We start from the raw sequence: 16,415 nt of genomic DNA on the forward strand, positions 1-16,415 counted from the left end.
AGCAAAAAAGACCTAAATCCTATGAAATATGATACTTCCGAACTCTGCGACATCTACCAAGAAAGCGTTAATGTAGTAGAACCTTTATTCTCCAACTTTGGTGGACGTACTTCATTTGGCGGTCAAATCATTACAGTAAAATGCTTTGAAGATAATGGCATTCTGTATGATTTGCTGGAAGAAGACGGCCATGGTCGCATCTTGCTTGTTGATGGCGGAGGCTCAGTGCGTAAAGCGCTGATTGATGCTGAACTCGCTCGACTCGCGGTAGACAATGGCTGGGAAGGTATTGTTGTTTACGGTGCCGTCCGTCAAGTCGATGCATTAATGGAGTTAGACCTCGGCATTCAAGCCGTTGCAGCAATTCCTGCGGGCTGCCCTGATGAAGGGGTTGGCGAAAGCGATATCCGTGTCAATTTTGGCGGTGTAACGTTCTTCTCTGGCGATTATCTGTATGCCGATAACACGGGCATGATCTTATCCGAAGAACCACTGACCCAAGCAGCCAACGACGATTTCGACGAAGCCATCGACGAATAATCCCCACCAAATTCCAAAAAAAGGCAGATATCACTATCTGCCTTTTTCTTTTCTGTTTTCCGCTTTCTGTTTTTCTACTACTTTTTACATCTTTCAGAAAACACTCCTCTGCATTCCCAAAATAATTCGAGTCACAGGTAGGCGGCGAGTGGAGGATATCCCGATGAGCATACACAAGTATGTGATTCGGGTATCCAAACGAAGCCAACACCCCTGTGGCTTGAAGTATGAAGGGAATTAGACTTCTTCCATCTTGCCAAGAAGAGTACGTAAACGCTCCTGCCAAGTTGCCTGCTCTTGCTTCAGTTGTTCATTCTCACGAACCAAAGACTCAGTACCTGACTTAGTCGCTTGCAACTCTTGGTTTAATGCACCGTTTTGTTCTTTTAGTTCATCAATTTCCATTTGTAATAATGCGATGGTATCAATGGCTTGTTGAACTTTAGATTCTAGTTTCTCAAATACTTCAAATGACATGTTCTGATCTCCCTTATGAGCGCTTTCCCCCGATTGTAAGTAGCATGATCCTCTCTGTCCAGTGACTTACACTTGATTACAAACATTATTCTTTTAATTGTTGAGAGAGTGACTATTCAAATGTTTGAATTCGACCTTAAAAATGATTGTTTGTTTTCGTTTTTTGGTGATTTGACACACAGTTTTTACAAACAGCAATATTCGATTATCTTTTTTCCCGCTAAATTAACAGAATAAATTTTTGTAACGAAAATTATACTCGTGCAAAACACCTATCTTAACAACTATTGCAGGATGAACATTTATGAGCAAAATGACGCCTTCAACACTGACGGGTCAGTGTATATCGGAATTTTTGGGTACTGCTCTGTTGGTTTTTTTTGGTCTAGGATGTGTCGCAGCAGTACGTATTGCAGGTGCTCAATTAGGTCTTTGGGAAATTAGTGTGATTTGGGGCTTCGGTGTTGCACTTGCCGTTTACCTGACTGCGGGAATTTCTGGTGCCCACTTAAACCCAGCCGTCACATTGGCATTATGGCTATTTGCTTGTTTTGATAAGCGAAAAGTTGCTCCTTACATTATCGCTCAAATGCTAGGGGGTTTCTGTGCCGCCGCCTTAGTGTATTCGATGTACTCCCCTGTTTTTTTCGATTACGAGCAAGTTCACCATATTGTCCGTGGTACACAAGAAAGTTTATTTACCGCAGGTGTCTTCTCCACATACCCTGCCCCACAAATCAGCGTGCTCCATGCTTTCTTTATTGAAGTCGTGATTGCAGCCATTTTAGTCTGCTTAATTTTAGGTTTAACCGATGATGGTAACGGTGTACCTAAAGGTCCACTCGCACCATTACTCATTGGTATCTTAATTGCTGTTATCGGTGGCTCTTTTGGTCCACTGACTGGATTCGCCTTAAACCCAGCCCGTGACTTTGGTCCAAAAGTCGTGGCTTATTTAGCGGGATGGGGTGATATTGCGCTAACAGGCGGACGTGATATTCCTTATTTCCTTGTCCCATTGACTGCACCGATTGTTGGTGGTCTGCTAGGGGCATTCGGTTACCGTAAATTAATTGGTCGCCATCTACCTTGCATGACATGTGAGTCTGATGAAGAAGAGAAAAAAAACTCTTAATACCGCTTCTTATTCCCAAACAATGTTTAACCATTGCTGAACAGGTTTAAATTATGACAACAGAAACCAATATCGTTAAAAAATATATTGTCGCCCTTGATCAAGGCACAACCAGTTCGCGAGCTGTCGTTCTCGACCATGATGCAAACATCGTTAGCATTTCTCAGCGCGAATTCACGCAAATTTACCCAAAACCAGGCTGGGTAGAACATGACCCAATGGAAATTTGGGCAACACAAAGTTCTACGTTGATTGAAGTCCTTGCCAAAGCAGATATTCGCACGGATGAAGTCGCCAGTATCGGGATTACTAACCAGCGTGAAACAACTATCGTTTGGGAGAAAGCAACTGGTAAGCCAGTCTATAATGCGATTGTTTGGCAGTGTCGCCGTACTGCGGATTTCTGTACCCACTTAAAAACCAACGATAAAGAACTCGAAGAGTATATTCGTCAAAACACAGGCTTAGTCGTTGACCCTTATTTCTCCGGTACAAAAGTGAAGTGGATCCTCGATAATGTCGAAGGTGCTCGTGAACGCGCAGAAAAAGGTGAATTATTGTTCGGTACTGTTGATACTTGGTTAGTATGGAAAATGACCCAAGGGCGAGTACATGTGACTGACTACACCAACGCTTCCCGTACTATGTTATTCAACATTCGTAATTTAGAGTGGGATGATAAAATCCTTAAAGCACTGAATATTCCTCGTAGTATGTTGCCAGAAGTTCGCCCATCTTCCGAAGTGTACGGTCAAACCAACATCGGCGGTAAAGGCGGGACTCGTATTCCAATTTCAGGCATTGCAGGTGACCAGCAAGCCGCGCTGTACGGTCAATTATGTGTGAAATCAGGGATGGCGAAAAATACCTACGGAACGGGCTGTTTCTTATTAATGAACACTGGCAATACGGCGGTTCGCTCCAATCATGGTCTATTAACGACTATTGCTTGCGGTCCTAAAGGGGAAGTTAACTATGCCCTTGAAGGTGCGGTGTTTGTTGGCGGGGCATCCATTCAATGGCTACGTGATGAGCTGAAACTCATTGATGAAGCAACAGATTCAGAGTATTTCGCAACCAAAGTCAAAGACAGTAATGGTGTCTATGTTGTCCCTGCATTTACTGGATTAGGCGCCCCTTACTGGGACCCTTATGCTCGTGGTGCTATCTTTGGCTTAACACGTGGTGCAAACCGCAACCATATTATCCGTGCCACACTGGAGTCTATCGCATACCAAACTCGCGATGTCCTTGATGCAATGCAAGCCGACTCGGGTGAACGCCTAAAAGCGCTGCGTGTAGATGGTGGCGCGGTTGCCAATAACTTCCTGATGCAATTCCAATCTGACATTCTCGGTACATCCGTCGAGCGTCCCGCTGTACGTGAAAGTACTGCGTTGGGTGCGGCTTATTTAGCCGGTATTGCTGTTGGATTCTGGGAAAGTCTGGATGAGCTGCAAAGTAAAGCCACTATTGAGAAAGTCTTTAAACCTGGCATAGAAACCACAGAACGTAATTATAAATACGAAGGCTGGAAAAAAGCCGTTGCTCGCGCCCAAGAGTGGGAAGACCGCGCGTAGTATTATTTTTCTTTATCTATCAAAGCAGTGCTTCGGCACTGCTTTTTTATTTCCCACTACAGAAATAAATTACTAATTTATAATTAGCAAACAAATAGTTAACTAGTAAATACAATCATGGTTACCTAGACTAATAATAAATTAGAAAGAACCGACTCGCTTATTTAAAATCGTTTCCTGCAATAATAGTTTTCATTTTTTATTTCAGGAGATCAGGTTATGGATAACCAAAAAAAAGGCATTTTTAGTCGCTCAAACCAACATGCTGTACAACTCATATATCAAGATATACTGCAAGGTGAGATACAATTAGGTCTCTACAAAAACCGAGGTCGGGTCGCGAAAATTCATGCAGACAGTTTTTATCTTGACGGCTTAAAAAACTCACCACAACAAGATCTCGCCGGACAGAACGCATTTGCACTCACAAATTGGCTACTCGATAAACCCCGTTTACCGGGAGAACAACGCACAAGTTACGTATTAAGTACGGTAGATTCTAGTGAATTCTCAGGCTTTGAATTTCACCCCCAACATAGTTTATGGATTGATAGTTTTAAATCCCCTCACCAATGGCGTGATGGTGAACCTCGCTCCCAAGCTCAATTGGTCGATTTACTCTTACCTAGCGGGCAATGGCATCGTAATTACAATACTGTCATACTCGCCACTGATGCAAACGACTTACAAGTTGAATTAATCAAACATTGGCTGGAGCTGACGGGAGGAAGTGTCATTCTCATTGAAAATGATGAAAACGAAATATCCTTACCCATTCAGCAATTACTTAATGAATTAACCCCCATTGATGTCCATGAAGAAGCACAGGCTATTCAGCCAACGCAAAAATCTGCAGGTCTTCTCGTGACCTCTTACCAACCAGAAAAACGAGTCGAAAGCAGCAACTGCACAATTACAAATTTGAGTTTCTATGATAGCGAATTAGCCGATAACACAGACACTACGGTATGGATTTATGAAGGTGTTATAACACCGACGCAATTTGACGATGTTCGTATTTATGTTGATACCCAGTACCATTCAGAAGAACTCATTCTCGAAGTTGGATCAAATACTCAGATAATTGCCGAGCATAATGAATTCGGTGAAGTTTACCTAAGTAGAGTGAATAAAAACCAACATATCCCCATTAAAATCACAACAAAAACGCAGGGGACAGCCCCCAAAATCCGTTTAGGATGGGGATTTTCTGACAGTGAATCCATCCATGCGATCCCAGATACGGCATTTCATTATGTACCCACAAACCATATTCCGAATAACCAACCTGAATCGCCGCCAATAACCCAAAAAACTCCCCAGCAAACCACTTTCAACCCGTATGGTTTTCAACAAACGTTGGTTTTACCTGCTACATCGATAAATTCGCTAGCATTAACAGATGACATTCTAAAAAATAGCCACTATTTCACTTTGGTTATCAATAGTTCACGCCAAAATATAGCCCTTAGGCTCGATGATATTACGCTATCCGAATCTGACTCTTGGCATGAGCTAGCCATCAAAATAGAAACTGAAGTTAACCAGCAACTGGTTGCCAATGAATTACCGCCTGTCACCCTCCAATATTCTCAAGGGCGATTATTGCTAAAATGTGAAGGAATGATAGTTTCTCAGTTTCAGCTCAAAGACAGCCAAAGGCGCCCAATTCTCATCGTTGAAAATCCAAATGGAAACGCTAATCAACTCATCATTGGCGCTATTTCAGGTAGGCTTCCAACACACAAAGATATTGCCTACTTTCAACTCATTGAATCTCCGCTGTTTGGCAAAGTAGAACTCAATAGCCAAACAGGCGAGTGGGTATATCGTCCTGATGAACAGCGCCACTTCCAAGGACATGACCAATTTGATGTTTCTGCGGTTATGGAGGACGGTTCGGTATCAGCCCCAATGTCGATTCAATTACAGTCTGAAAGCGCGCCAGATGTCTCCATCCCCGGTCAAAGAACTTTTACCCTTCCTGACCCAATCTATCATCAACCTGAATTACGGGACGACAAAACTCCAGCCGACATGCAAGTATTAAATGTTCAAATGGCACAAACACACTTACTTGCACCTAATTCTCCCCATTTCACATTGACAGCCAACCGCTGGGCATTATTAAAAGTTGACCTCATTAGCCCATCTGCCGCAAATGCACCTGATATTGTCGCTATTATTCGTAATAAATCAGAAATAGAACTCGAACGAGTTATTTTGACTGGTCCCCAAAAACTGCCGACAAACATTGATGAAAGACCCAAAAGTCCCAGCATAGAAGCTCAAGATCTACATCGTAATAGCTACACTGCACCGATTAGAGGGAAATGGATACAACCAGAGATCCAAATACAAATCATGGCGGGTGATACACCAATAATTCAACCTTATACTGATGCTGAAGGTTGGTTTTCTCCCCCCGTTAAACATGTCACACCCATCATTGCTCATGTAACTAATAAAAGCTTATATCAACCAGGTCATGGCAGTTATGCCTATTCACCTTTAAGCTGGGGGCTAGAAGCTGCGGCAAAGCTTCCTACTCATCAATTTTCACTGTTTAGTTACCCATCACTGGCGAAACAACCGAGCTTATTCCCTTACCTTATTAAAGAGGGAAACGCTTATACTGATGATAACAACTTGATTCATCTGCTATACGATGCCCCAAAAACCATTGAAGAACCCTCTAGATCTCAAATTGGGTGGGCCTATCAAGATAGCCAAAAAGCAGCTCGTCGAACCAAGCTATATTCAGAATTTTTTTATTCCTCTATCAATCGGTTACCAATGAGTGGAGGGTCCTCGGGGGTGATTGGACTAGCAACTCATCATTTTGGTGGCGGGATCACTAAATCCAGTATTCTCTGGCATGAAACATTTGGGCATGGACTAAGTTTGGGTCACACCACAGGCTCACGTTATCCTTATGCAGCCGAAAGTCATGGAGAAACTATCGCCTTCGACCAATATCGCCAACAATACACGACCTATTTCGATAAAGATCAAAATAGTGAAATCATGCCTGCTATGTACCCTCGAGACTATGCACATTTCACTGAACAATATGATGCCTTCTTATCTCATGCCGACTATTTAGCATATCGAGCTCAACAGTTTTTAGCTCGAATAGATGAGCAAGAAATACCCCGTGAATATCTGCCCGTTTATCAACTGAATGGTTCTTTTTTATCTCTCGCTGATGGCTCACTCCATCCTTATAGCCAGCTCACCGTCACACAAACACTAGGGCATTTAATATCCAAAGAATATCTTGATGCCAATCATCATTTAAAAATCACCTATGCAACTCAAAATGGATTACTCACGGAAACAATGCCTATTTCCCTAGGTGGAAATGAACTCAATGTGAATATTGCAAATAAAGGCGAGTTAGTCAGTTTAGAAATTATAAAAAATCAAGATGATACAACGCTCTATCACTACAAAAATCCGGAATCATTAGCGAATCGCCTATTTATTCACGGTAATGGTAAAGCAGTACCAAATGAATTGCAGATGGATAATTACTGGCGAGGCAGTAAATTATTTTGGGCATACGATGGAGACAACCAAGCTTTGTGCGCGACGTGGGTTGAAAATGGGCGGCTTAATCAGCAATATTTTTCATTAAAAATGCCCTGCAATCAGCATCAAGTAAATACTGAGGCAAAGTTTACACCCCTCAACCATCTGAATTTATATTCCGATAGCCAATCTGCATCAGAAACCCATGTTGTATCCGACGTTCGACTGCTTTCTGATGTTCAACTCAATCAGCGGATCGATATTAAACAATTAGGTATACAGACTAACAGCGACACCAACTATTGGGTCACACTACTGGTTTATGATGAGCGAGATGAGCTTCAAGAATATGCGCCACTTGAAGCGTGGTACCTTTCAGTGCAAGACGATACGTTGATCGTCAAAGGCACCATAGATAGTACCCCTAACTTAAATATTGCGGGTATCAAAGTCCATATTGACTCACATTTACAAGATGACGCCACCGCCAGCACTATACTTATCCAACAAAATGAATATGCGCTTGCTGAAAATCGCGAATGGTTAAACTATGACCGCCCTGTGGAATTTAACTCACTCATTTCACACATGGCGGGAATGAAAGAGGACTCAATCAGCGCACAACAACAAGCTTCTCAATGGGTTGAAGCCATGCATTTCGTACCATTAGCCGCATAAAGATAAAAATAAGGGGGCTTAATTGCCCCCTTATTTTAGATTCTTAAACGAAAGTCTTAGGTTAAACCATTCGCTCAGTGTGGTTCATACGGCGAGCTAACGGCAGCCAGCACAATACCACCAGCATTGACATCAAAAACATCAGTAGACCAAGGCTGAATTGTCCATTTTGTGGCATCAACGCTGACACCCATGTCGCCACACCAGAGCCCACATTTTGTAGTCCGCCCACCAATGCCCCTGCCGCACCAGCTAAATAGGGGAATGGCTCCATTGCGCCCGTTGTCGCCAATGGGAATAACATGCCTGCACCGAAAAAGAAAATAGAAGCGGGAACAAGTAGTGTCCATGTATTCATGATGCCGAACCAACCAGGAACCCACATCATGACCCCTGCAGCTAAGCAAATCAGCACAGACTGCCACATAAGTGCCGAGAAACTCTTACCTTCACGCCCTGCATACCAAGCGCCAAAGAATGCCGCGGGAATAGGCAGAATAAACAGAATACTGACCGTGATACTGCTCAGCCCTAACACTCCGCCCATCAATACACCGCTACATGCTTCAAAAACGGCGATCCCAGCTAATGCACCAATCAACATCGTTAAGTAAGAAAGGAACGAGCCGTTAGACAATAACTCACGGTACGATGCCACTAAATTATGCTTTTCTGGCGAGATTGGACGGGTTTCTGGCATCCAACGATACATGCTTAGCAATACCCCACCGCCCAGTAAGAATAAGAAAATATAGCAGGCATGCCAGCCAAAGAAATAGGCCAATACCCCACCAAACATCGGCGCTAACAGCGGGCTAACTAATACCCCCATATTTAGCAAACTGTTGGCATAACGTAACGCTGTGCCTTTATACAAGTCACGAGGCATGGTTCTTACCATCACACCAGCAACACCGGTTCCTAATCCCTGCAAACCGCTCGCGACCGTTAATACGGTTAACGTTGGCGCGAAAATGGCGACAACCGTTGACACTAAGAAGATGGATAAACCCGCTAAAATCACAGGGCGGCGACCAATTTGGTCAGACAAAGGACCGTATAATAATTGCGAAAAACCGTAAGAAAACAGATACGCCGCCATAACGCGTTGCACAGAACCGGAAGGCTCACCGAAATAAACAGCAATTTCAGCAATAACCGGAACATAGACTGTTTGAGTCATTTGCCCAACCGCAGCGAGGGCAATCAACATCAATAATAAATTAAAATTTTCAAGCTTTCTCATTTTGCTCTCAGACACTCATAATTCCCGAGCACAATATAGCGCCGCATTATTAAGGTTTAATAACGCAAACACCTGCATTCAGGATTAAATAATAGATTTTTGTTTGTTGTTTTGCCCGTTACATTGGAATTATATAACTAGCAAACAATTGAAATTGTTCTTATGTGATTAAGATAACAAAATTTATGAATTTTTCGAGCTGGAACACCATTTTAATTTTCAATGCATTGGCAGTAATATTCGCCACCTCTGTCAACTTAACTGTACATTAAAATTACCAAACCCTCCATTTGCAGAATAATCCACTAAAACACTTTATCGATAAGCATAAACAATGAACTGATCTAGTATGAAATCCTATTAAGTTCAGCAATGTATATCTTAAATAATTCACTGTGCTGAACACTTTCTCTGTGTTTTTTCGATAACAGGATACAGTTATGGCAAATTGGGTAACAGGTCGGGTAGTAGAAACCAAATATTGGACGGACACTTTATTTAGTTTAGTGGTTGATGCCCCAATTCAGCCGTTTATTGCAGGACAATTTGCCAAGCTTGCCCTTGAAGTTAATGGAGAACGCGTTGCTCGCGCCTACTCCTATGTGAATGCCCCTAGTGATAATCGACTCGAATTCTATTTTGTTATCGTCCCAAATGGTAAATTGAGTCCAAAACTTGCTGAGCTACAGGTTGGCGATACACTGCAAATCACCGATGAAGCGTCGGGTTTCTTTGTGTTAGATGAAATTCCTGAATGTCGGCATCTTTGGATGCTTTCTACAGGAACAGCAATTGGTCCATTTCTCTCCATTTTACAAGAGAACAAAGGGTTAGAACGCTTCGATAAAATCGTCCTATTACATGCCGTCCGCTACCAAAAAGACCTCAGTTACCTGCCACTAATGCAGAAGTTAGAGCGACAATTCGCAGGAAAATTACGCATTGTAACCGTAGTCAGTCGTGAACAAGTCGCCGGCTCACTGTATGGACGCGTTCCCGCATTAATTGAAGATCATCAGTTAGAGACGTTTGTGGGACTACCAATTGACGCAGAAAATTGCCACATTATGCTGTGTGGCAACCCTGAAATGGTGAGAGATACCCGCGATAAACTCAAAGACACTCATGGGCTAATAAAACATTTACGCCGTAAACCGGGGCATATTACCAGCGAGCAATATTGGTAATCGTTTTACTGCTAAGACAGGTAATCCACATTATCTGTCTTTTCTCCATAGGGATTTTCAGTTTCCATTCCCACAAAAACGCCGCAATCAATCAACATAATCATCGTAATCAACAGTGGAAGGAAGCGCCCAATTCCCCATTGCCAAATATCGGCTAATTGGCTCACATCGATGGAATAAAGTGCAAAAGCCAATACGATCAAAGCAAACCAACCTCCCGGTTTGCCTCTATCATGTAAGCGTTTGGTAAAAATCGCCGCAAGGGGATACAGTAGTAAAATAAAGAACACCACAATGACAGCATCAGGGATGGAAAACGCATTTTGCAGCAACGAAATTAGAGTTACGAGAATAAAGCAGCTGGCTATGCCTGCCCAAAAAGGTCGACGCCCAATTCTGCCTTTAAAGGAAAAAGCCCATTGTAGTAATGTCATTGTGTGTAATCCTGATACAATATTAATCTCTGAAGAATAAGTGGCAGAAAAAATGGCTCAACCAATATTCCGTTCCATGTCCATCATCATAACCGCTTTTGTATGCTATTTTCCACAAATGGCGCTGTCTCAAAAGGTACCCACTTTACCCGATACTGACTTAAGCGTGGCTTATTTGGCGCCCGATGCGCCGACCTTTAATCTCACTATTCCAGAGCTACGCAATCAGTTCAATCAAACGTATAAAGACTTGTATCTTCATGAATACAAAGTTATTGCTAGCCAAGATATCTCCGCACCCTATATCCGTGCTGCATCACGCATTAATCAGCAAATATACTCTTCCGCTGTTCTTGAGCGAGGCAGCGAGAAAATTAAAAGCTTGCAGATCACTTTGCTCCCTACTGACAATGAAGCGGATGCACAAGAGAATCGACAATTAATTGAACGTTATATTATCGCCATCATCCACCAATTTGATCCTAACGTTTCAATGGATAAAGCCCCTGAGCTAACAGCCGCACTCAACAAATTTATGGCAAATAAAAATCCAACGCGTGCTGAAGAGGCAAGATTGGGTGCGTTACGGTATATTTTGGTAAAAAGTGATAATAATGTGCTTACTTTTGCTGTTGAACCGATTAAGCTAGAGCAATAAGCACTCGAAGACGATAAGTTTTCAAAGTCAATAAATAGACTAAATGGATGATGATCACGCTCTGACAATAAGCATGATGAAAAGCAAAGCTATTATTATCCATTGTTCCTATAATGCAGGAACAGTGACAGAAACGTCTCGTTGCGCGTAATTCGTTGATCGCGTGATGAAAAACTAATTGATTAATCATTCAAACTTCTTGGTTGGAGGAAATAACATGCGACATCCATTGGTAATGGGTAACTGGAAACTGAACGGCAGCACCCAGATGGTCAATGAGCTGATTGCTGGTCTGCGTAATGAACTGAGCAGCGTTGATGGCTGTGACGTGGCGATTGCACCACCCGCTATCTACTTAACTCAAGCTAAACACGCTATTGCAGGCAGCCGCATCGCATTAGGCGCACAAAACGTTGACGTCAACCTGTCTGGCGCATTCACTGGTGAAACTTCAGCTGAAATGCTGAAAGACATCGGTGCAAAATACATCATCATCGGTCACTCAGAGCGTCGTACTTATCACAAAGAAAGCGATGAGTTCGTTGCGAAAAAATTCGCAGTGCTGAAAGAGCAAGGATTAATCCCAGTTCTGTGTATCGGTGAAAGCGAAGCTGAAAATGAAGCTGGCAAAACTGAAGAAGTGTGTGCTCGCCAAATCGATGCTGTTCTAAACACATTAGGTGCCGAAGCATTCCAAGGTGCGGTTATTGCTTATGAACCAATTTGGGCTATCGGAACAGGCAAATCAGCAACGCCAGCACAAGCACAAGCTATCCATAAATTCATTCGTAGCCACATTGCGAAGAAAGATGCCGCTATCGCTGAACAAGTCATTATTCAATACGGCGGTTCAGTTAACGCAAGCAACGCTGCTGAGTTATTCACTCAACCGGATATTGATGGTGCTCTAGTGGGTGGAGCGTCCTTAAAAGCAGATGCTTTCGCCGTCATTGTTAAAGCTGCAGCAGAAGCTAAAAAATCAAAATAATTACGTTTTATTTTTAATTAAACGCCTATTTTATTTAAATAGGCGTTTTTATTTTTAATACCCTAAGATTAAATAATAAAAACCAATATTTATAAATAATTTTAAAATTATGACATGAAAATCAAATCACAATGTTTAACTCCACATTAAAATAGTGACAATATAAATATCAGACTATCTTCACTCTCATTGGAAATAACGATAAAAAACCGAATAAACACAGACTGATAGATGCGGCGACATTAGCTAACCCACTAATTTAAATAGCTATCACATCAAAAAATAACAATAGACAATATCACGGAAGTTCATTTAGATTGCTTGCATCGGCTTGCCGATTATTTAAGAAAATAATATTTTAGTCATCACACTAATAATATATCAAAGATATCAATGAACCTTATTAATTGTAATTAAACCCTTGGACTTTCAATACAAAAACCCATATTCAATCTTTTATAATTAATTTGTGCGCCCATTGAAAATAAAATCATTAGATAATTAAAGCATTCTATAAAGGATGAATATGAAGTCTATAACAGGTTTAATTCTTAGCACAGCAATCATTTTTCCAACCATCAGTTATTCTCAATCCACTGAAGACCATTGGCGAGTCAAAACCAATGTGTATCTTGAGCTTGAAGAGTATCAAGGTCAACGAGACTCACAGAATAACAAAGTGTATGACAAAGCCAGCATGATTGGTAAGTTATCACTAACTAATCCAACATCAACGTGGTCTTTTGATCTAGAACACCGAGAATCATTAAGAAATCACGGAAAGAACTTTTCCAACTCTCGCGATTCCTACATTCGTAACCGAACCCAAATCGGAGCAACCAAACAATTTATCAAGGATAAAATCTCTAATCTCGATATCAATTTTACCTATCGCAAAGAATCAAATGATGGAACTCCAGGTACACAATCCCGTTCATCTAATAGTTTGTATTGGCTAATGCCTTCAGGTTCAATCTACCTTGATAGCAGATGGACATTTGATTTTTGGGGGGCTTTTTACTATTACAGCAATTTCTATGAAGCCAACAGCTACGAATTTGAATCAGAAGTGGGCGTGAGCTACAAACTCACCGATGATATTAAGGCCAGACTCAGTTATTACAGCGATAAAGCGTGGGATAATGAATTCACTACGCAATCTTTACAACGTCAGATTCGCCTTGGCTTACCAGTCACCATTAACCAAAACTGGAGTATTTCCCCTTATTTCCGTTATCTCATTGCTGACATTGAATACAACAATAAAGGATATACAACCCAGCAATTACGCAGCGGCTACCGCATCGGAACTCAAGTGGAATACAAAGTGACGCCTAAGTTAGCCTTATGGGCGGGCGCGGCTTACGAACCGACTAACTGGAAATACCCGAAAGGCAATGAAAAAACATCAGGGAATAGCAATAAGCAGACGATGTATCTTGGTCAATTGGGTGTGAAATATAGCTGGTAAGCTATATACCTAGCCGCCCTCCAGCTATCAAGGGCGGCTAGATACTGAATTTTTTCTCTCTCTAATGGCTAACGGCGAATGATTTCATCGAAAACTCCGCCGTTAGCAAAATGTGTTTTCTGTGCTTTTTGCCAGCCACCAAAATTGTCATCAACGGTGAGTAATTTCAATTGAGGAAATTGCCCTTGATACGCTTTCGCGACTTGAGCATCACGAGGACGATAATAATTTTTCGCGGCAATTTCTTGTCCCTTTGGCGAGTACAAGAATTCTAAATAGGCTTGTGCCACTTCACGATGATCTCGCTTGTCCACGGTCTTATCAACAACCGCAACTGTTGGCTCCGCCAAAATAGAAATACTTGGCGTGACGATTTCAAAATCCCCTTTAGCCCCTAATTCATTAATCGCTAATAGTGCTTCATTCTCCCACGCGATCAAAACATCACCAATACCGCGCTCGACAAAACTGTTCGTTGCCCCTCTCGCTCCGGAATCCAGCACTTCCACATTTTGATATAGCTGTTTTACAAATTGTTTGGCTTTTTCAGGATCATGATGATTTTTTTCTAATCCATATCCCCATGCCGCCAAATAATTCCATCGTGCTCCCCCTGATGTTTTAGGGTTTGGCGTCACGACTGAAACGTCTTTACGGATCAAATCATCCCAATCACGAATATTTTTTGGGTTATCTTTACGCACTAAAAAGACAATAGTCGATGTGTAAGGAGCTGAATTATCTGGTAGTTTTTTCAACCAACCGGAATTAATTTTGCCACTCTGGGCAATCGCATCGACATCATATGCTAATGCAAGCGTGACGACATCCGCCTCTAAGCCGTTAATAACGGAGGTTGCTTGTTTACCAGAGCCACCATGTGATTGTCGTACTGTGACGGTATCCCCTGTTTTCGCTTTCCAATAATCACCAAATTCCTGATTATATTGGCGATAAAACTCACGAGTTGGGTCATAAGAGACATTTAATATTTGAATGTCTTTCGCCCATGCCCCCGCAGTTAATAACAATAAAGAGAATGCCGCTATGGGATAGCGAGAACTTTGCCAGAAACGTACCATCATCCTTTTCTCCATTAATTGAAAACAGAATCAGGCTGACAGATACCCGCAACAACGGGAAATACCGAAAAGGTAAATCTTATACATAAGAGGAATATCGGAGGGAATATGCGTAATCTTCGCCGATATGATCAGCCTATGGCCAACCATACCGGTGAGATTTGCAATGACAGAGGAGAAAAATTAGTACAGTTTTTTCGCTGTTTCCAGCCAATCTTTCTTAAAGACGCGTTTCATGTTCATTACCGCATCAATAATATCATGGTGAACTAATTTTTCATTTTGGATCCCAACACAGCGCCCGCCATAGCCTTCAAGCAATAGCTGAATAGAATATGCGCCCATACGAGAAGCCAGAATACGGTCATAAGCCACTGGCGAGCCACCACGCTGAATATGCCCTAATACCGTCGCACGGGTTTCATGGTGAGTTTCTGCTTCAATATATTTCGCTAACTCGTCAACATCACAAACGTGCTCAGTGATCGCCACAATCGCATGACGCTTACCTTTTTCAATGCCACGCTTAATTTCAGCTAATAATTCTTCACGGTTAAATGGCATTTCTTGTTCTGGCAGCACTAAGAATTCACAGCCGCCCGCAATCGCCGCAGATAGCGTTAAATCACCACAATAGCGCCCCATCACTTCCACGATAGAGATGCGTTTATGGGAAGTGGATGTATCGCGTAAGCGGTCAATCGCTTCAACAACGGTTTCTAGCGCAGTGAAATAACCTATTGTGTAGTCTGTTCCAGCAACGTCATTATCAATCGTGCCAGGTAAACCAATACATGGGAAACCTAATTCAGTTAAGCATTTTGCACCTAAGTAAGAACCATCACCACCAATGACAACAAGTGCATCGATATGATTTTTCTTCAGGTTTTCAACTGCTATCGCACGGACTTTTTCATCACGGAATTGAGGGAAACGTGCAGAACCTAAGAATGTGCCGCCACGGTTGATCATATCTGAAACGCTATAACGGTCTAATGGCTTCATACGGTTTTCATAAAGACCGAGGTATCCATCAAAAATACCCATAACTTCCAAGCCTTCCGCTAACGCCGCACGAACCACGCCGCGAATTGCTGCGTTCATACCCGGTGCGTCTCCACCGCTCGTTAAAACCCCAATTCTTTTAATCTGCTTGACCATGATGACCTCTGATTAATGAACATAAATTGCAAATCTATGAAAAAACTACCGCACTATTTCCGCTTTCGCCTGGCAAACTGTTCCGCCTAACAGGCAGTTAATACTCACCACACCATAGTGCTGAATTGATTCACCTAGCGAAATAATACGACAGCGCAGGGATTATGCATGCGTTTTACCGCCAATTTTTATGTTTTCTTGTGATCTCGATTACATAATTTTAGCTCAAATGACGAAAATCAAC

General features: G+C 42.1%; 13 protein-coding genes. 8 read left to right on the forward strand and 5 right to left on the reverse strand.

Features of this window, described 5'->3' with window-relative positions:
* The first annotated feature begins 21 nt into the window (after positions 1 to 21).
* Positions 22 to 540, forward strand: a complete 519-nt coding sequence (rraA, locus tag PR766_RS16390) for a ribonuclease E activity regulator RraA (RefSeq protein WP_006660517.1) — start codon at positions 22 to 24, stop codon at positions 538 to 540.
* 237 nt (positions 541 to 777) lie between these two features.
* On the opposite strand, the gene zapB is transcribed toward rraA, so the two are convergent.
* Complete coding sequence (zapB, locus tag PR766_RS16395) at positions 778 to 1,017, reverse strand: cell division protein ZapB (RefSeq protein WP_006660518.1); 240 nt, start codon at positions 1,015 to 1,017, stop codon at positions 778 to 780.
* Positions 1,018 to 1,321: 304 nt separating this feature from the next.
* Between zapB and PR766_RS16400 the strand changes: the two genes are divergently transcribed.
* From PR766_RS16400 to PR766_RS16410, 3 genes are all read left to right on the forward strand, one after another.
* Positions 1,322 to 2,152, forward strand: coding sequence for an MIP/aquaporin family protein (locus PR766_RS16400; protein WP_154636056.1), 831 nt, complete (start codon positions 1,322 to 1,324; stop codon positions 2,150 to 2,152).
* A 53-nt stretch (positions 2,153 to 2,205) separates the two neighbouring features.
* Entirely contained in the window at positions 2,206 to 3,732 is a 1,527-nt protein-coding gene (glpK, locus tag PR766_RS16405; protein WP_006663187.1) for a glycerol kinase GlpK, read from the forward strand.
* Between the two features lie 219 nt (positions 3,733 to 3,951).
* A complete protein-coding gene (locus tag PR766_RS16410) occupies positions 3,952 to 7,944 on the forward strand; it encodes a hypothetical protein (RefSeq protein ID WP_154636057.1) in 3,993 nt (1,330 codons plus the stop codon).
* A 61-nt stretch (positions 7,945 to 8,005) separates the two neighbouring features.
* Here PR766_RS16410 and emrD read toward each other — a convergent pair whose 3' ends face one another.
* A complete protein-coding gene (gene emrD / locus PR766_RS16415) occupies positions 8,006 to 9,190 on the reverse strand; it encodes a multidrug efflux MFS transporter EmrD (RefSeq protein ID WP_036962605.1) in 1,185 nt (394 codons plus the stop codon).
* Between the two features lie 440 nt (positions 9,191 to 9,630).
* Here emrD and fpr point away from each other — a divergent pair, with 440 nt between their 5' ends.
* The gene (gene fpr / locus PR766_RS16420) at positions 9,631 to 10,377 is read left to right on the forward strand and encodes a ferredoxin--NADP(+) reductase (protein WP_112860534.1); all 747 of its coding nucleotides are present in this window, start codon (positions 9,631 to 9,633) and stop codon (positions 10,375 to 10,377) included.
* Between the two features lie 11 nt (positions 10,378 to 10,388).
* On the opposite strand, the gene PR766_RS16425 is transcribed toward fpr, so the two are convergent.
* Positions 10,389 to 10,811 carry a DUF805 domain-containing protein gene (locus PR766_RS16425; RefSeq protein WP_006663190.1) on the reverse strand — a complete coding sequence of 141 codons (423 nt, stop codon included), beginning with the start codon at positions 10,809 to 10,811 and terminating at the stop codon, positions 10,389 to 10,391.
* Positions 10,812 to 10,863: 52 nt separating this feature from the next.
* On the opposite strand from PR766_RS16425, the gene PR766_RS16430 reads away from it, so the two are divergent.
* From PR766_RS16430 to PR766_RS16440, 3 genes are all read left to right on the forward strand, one after another.
* Positions 10,864 to 11,469 (forward strand): DUF1454 family protein, encoded by a 606-nt coding sequence (locus tag PR766_RS16430; protein ID WP_006663191.1) that lies wholly within the window; start codon positions 10,864 to 10,866, stop codon positions 11,467 to 11,469.
* A gap of 217 nt (positions 11,470 to 11,686) precedes the next feature.
* Positions 11,687 to 12,457: a triose-phosphate isomerase gene (tpiA, locus tag PR766_RS16435; RefSeq protein WP_006663192.1), complete on the forward strand. Its 771-nt coding sequence runs from the start codon at positions 11,687 to 11,689 to the stop codon at positions 12,455 to 12,457.
* Positions 12,458 to 12,977: 520 nt separating this feature from the next.
* Positions 12,978 to 13,928 (forward strand): OmpG family monomeric porin, encoded by a 951-nt coding sequence (locus tag PR766_RS16440; RefSeq protein WP_006660527.1) that lies wholly within the window; start codon positions 12,978 to 12,980, stop codon positions 13,926 to 13,928.
* 68 nt (positions 13,929 to 13,996) lie between these two features.
* On the opposite strand, the gene PR766_RS16445 is transcribed toward PR766_RS16440, so the two are convergent.
* Together PR766_RS16445 and pfkA are read right to left on the reverse strand one after the other, a co-directional pair.
* Complete coding sequence (locus tag PR766_RS16445; protein WP_154601267.1) at positions 13,997 to 15,013, reverse strand: sulfate ABC transporter substrate-binding protein; 1,017 nt, start codon at positions 15,011 to 15,013, stop codon at positions 13,997 to 13,999.
* A gap of 180 nt (positions 15,014 to 15,193) precedes the next feature.
* Positions 15,194 to 16,171, reverse strand: a complete 978-nt coding sequence (gene pfkA, locus PR766_RS16450) for a 6-phosphofructokinase (RefSeq protein ID WP_154636058.1) — start codon at positions 16,169 to 16,171, stop codon at positions 15,194 to 15,196.
* Positions 16,172 to 16,415 lie beyond the last annotated feature (244 nt).

The organism is Providencia sp. PROV208 (assembly GCF_028479465.1).
Lineage (GTDB): Bacteria > Pseudomonadota > Gammaproteobacteria > Enterobacterales > Enterobacteriaceae > Providencia > Providencia alcalifaciens.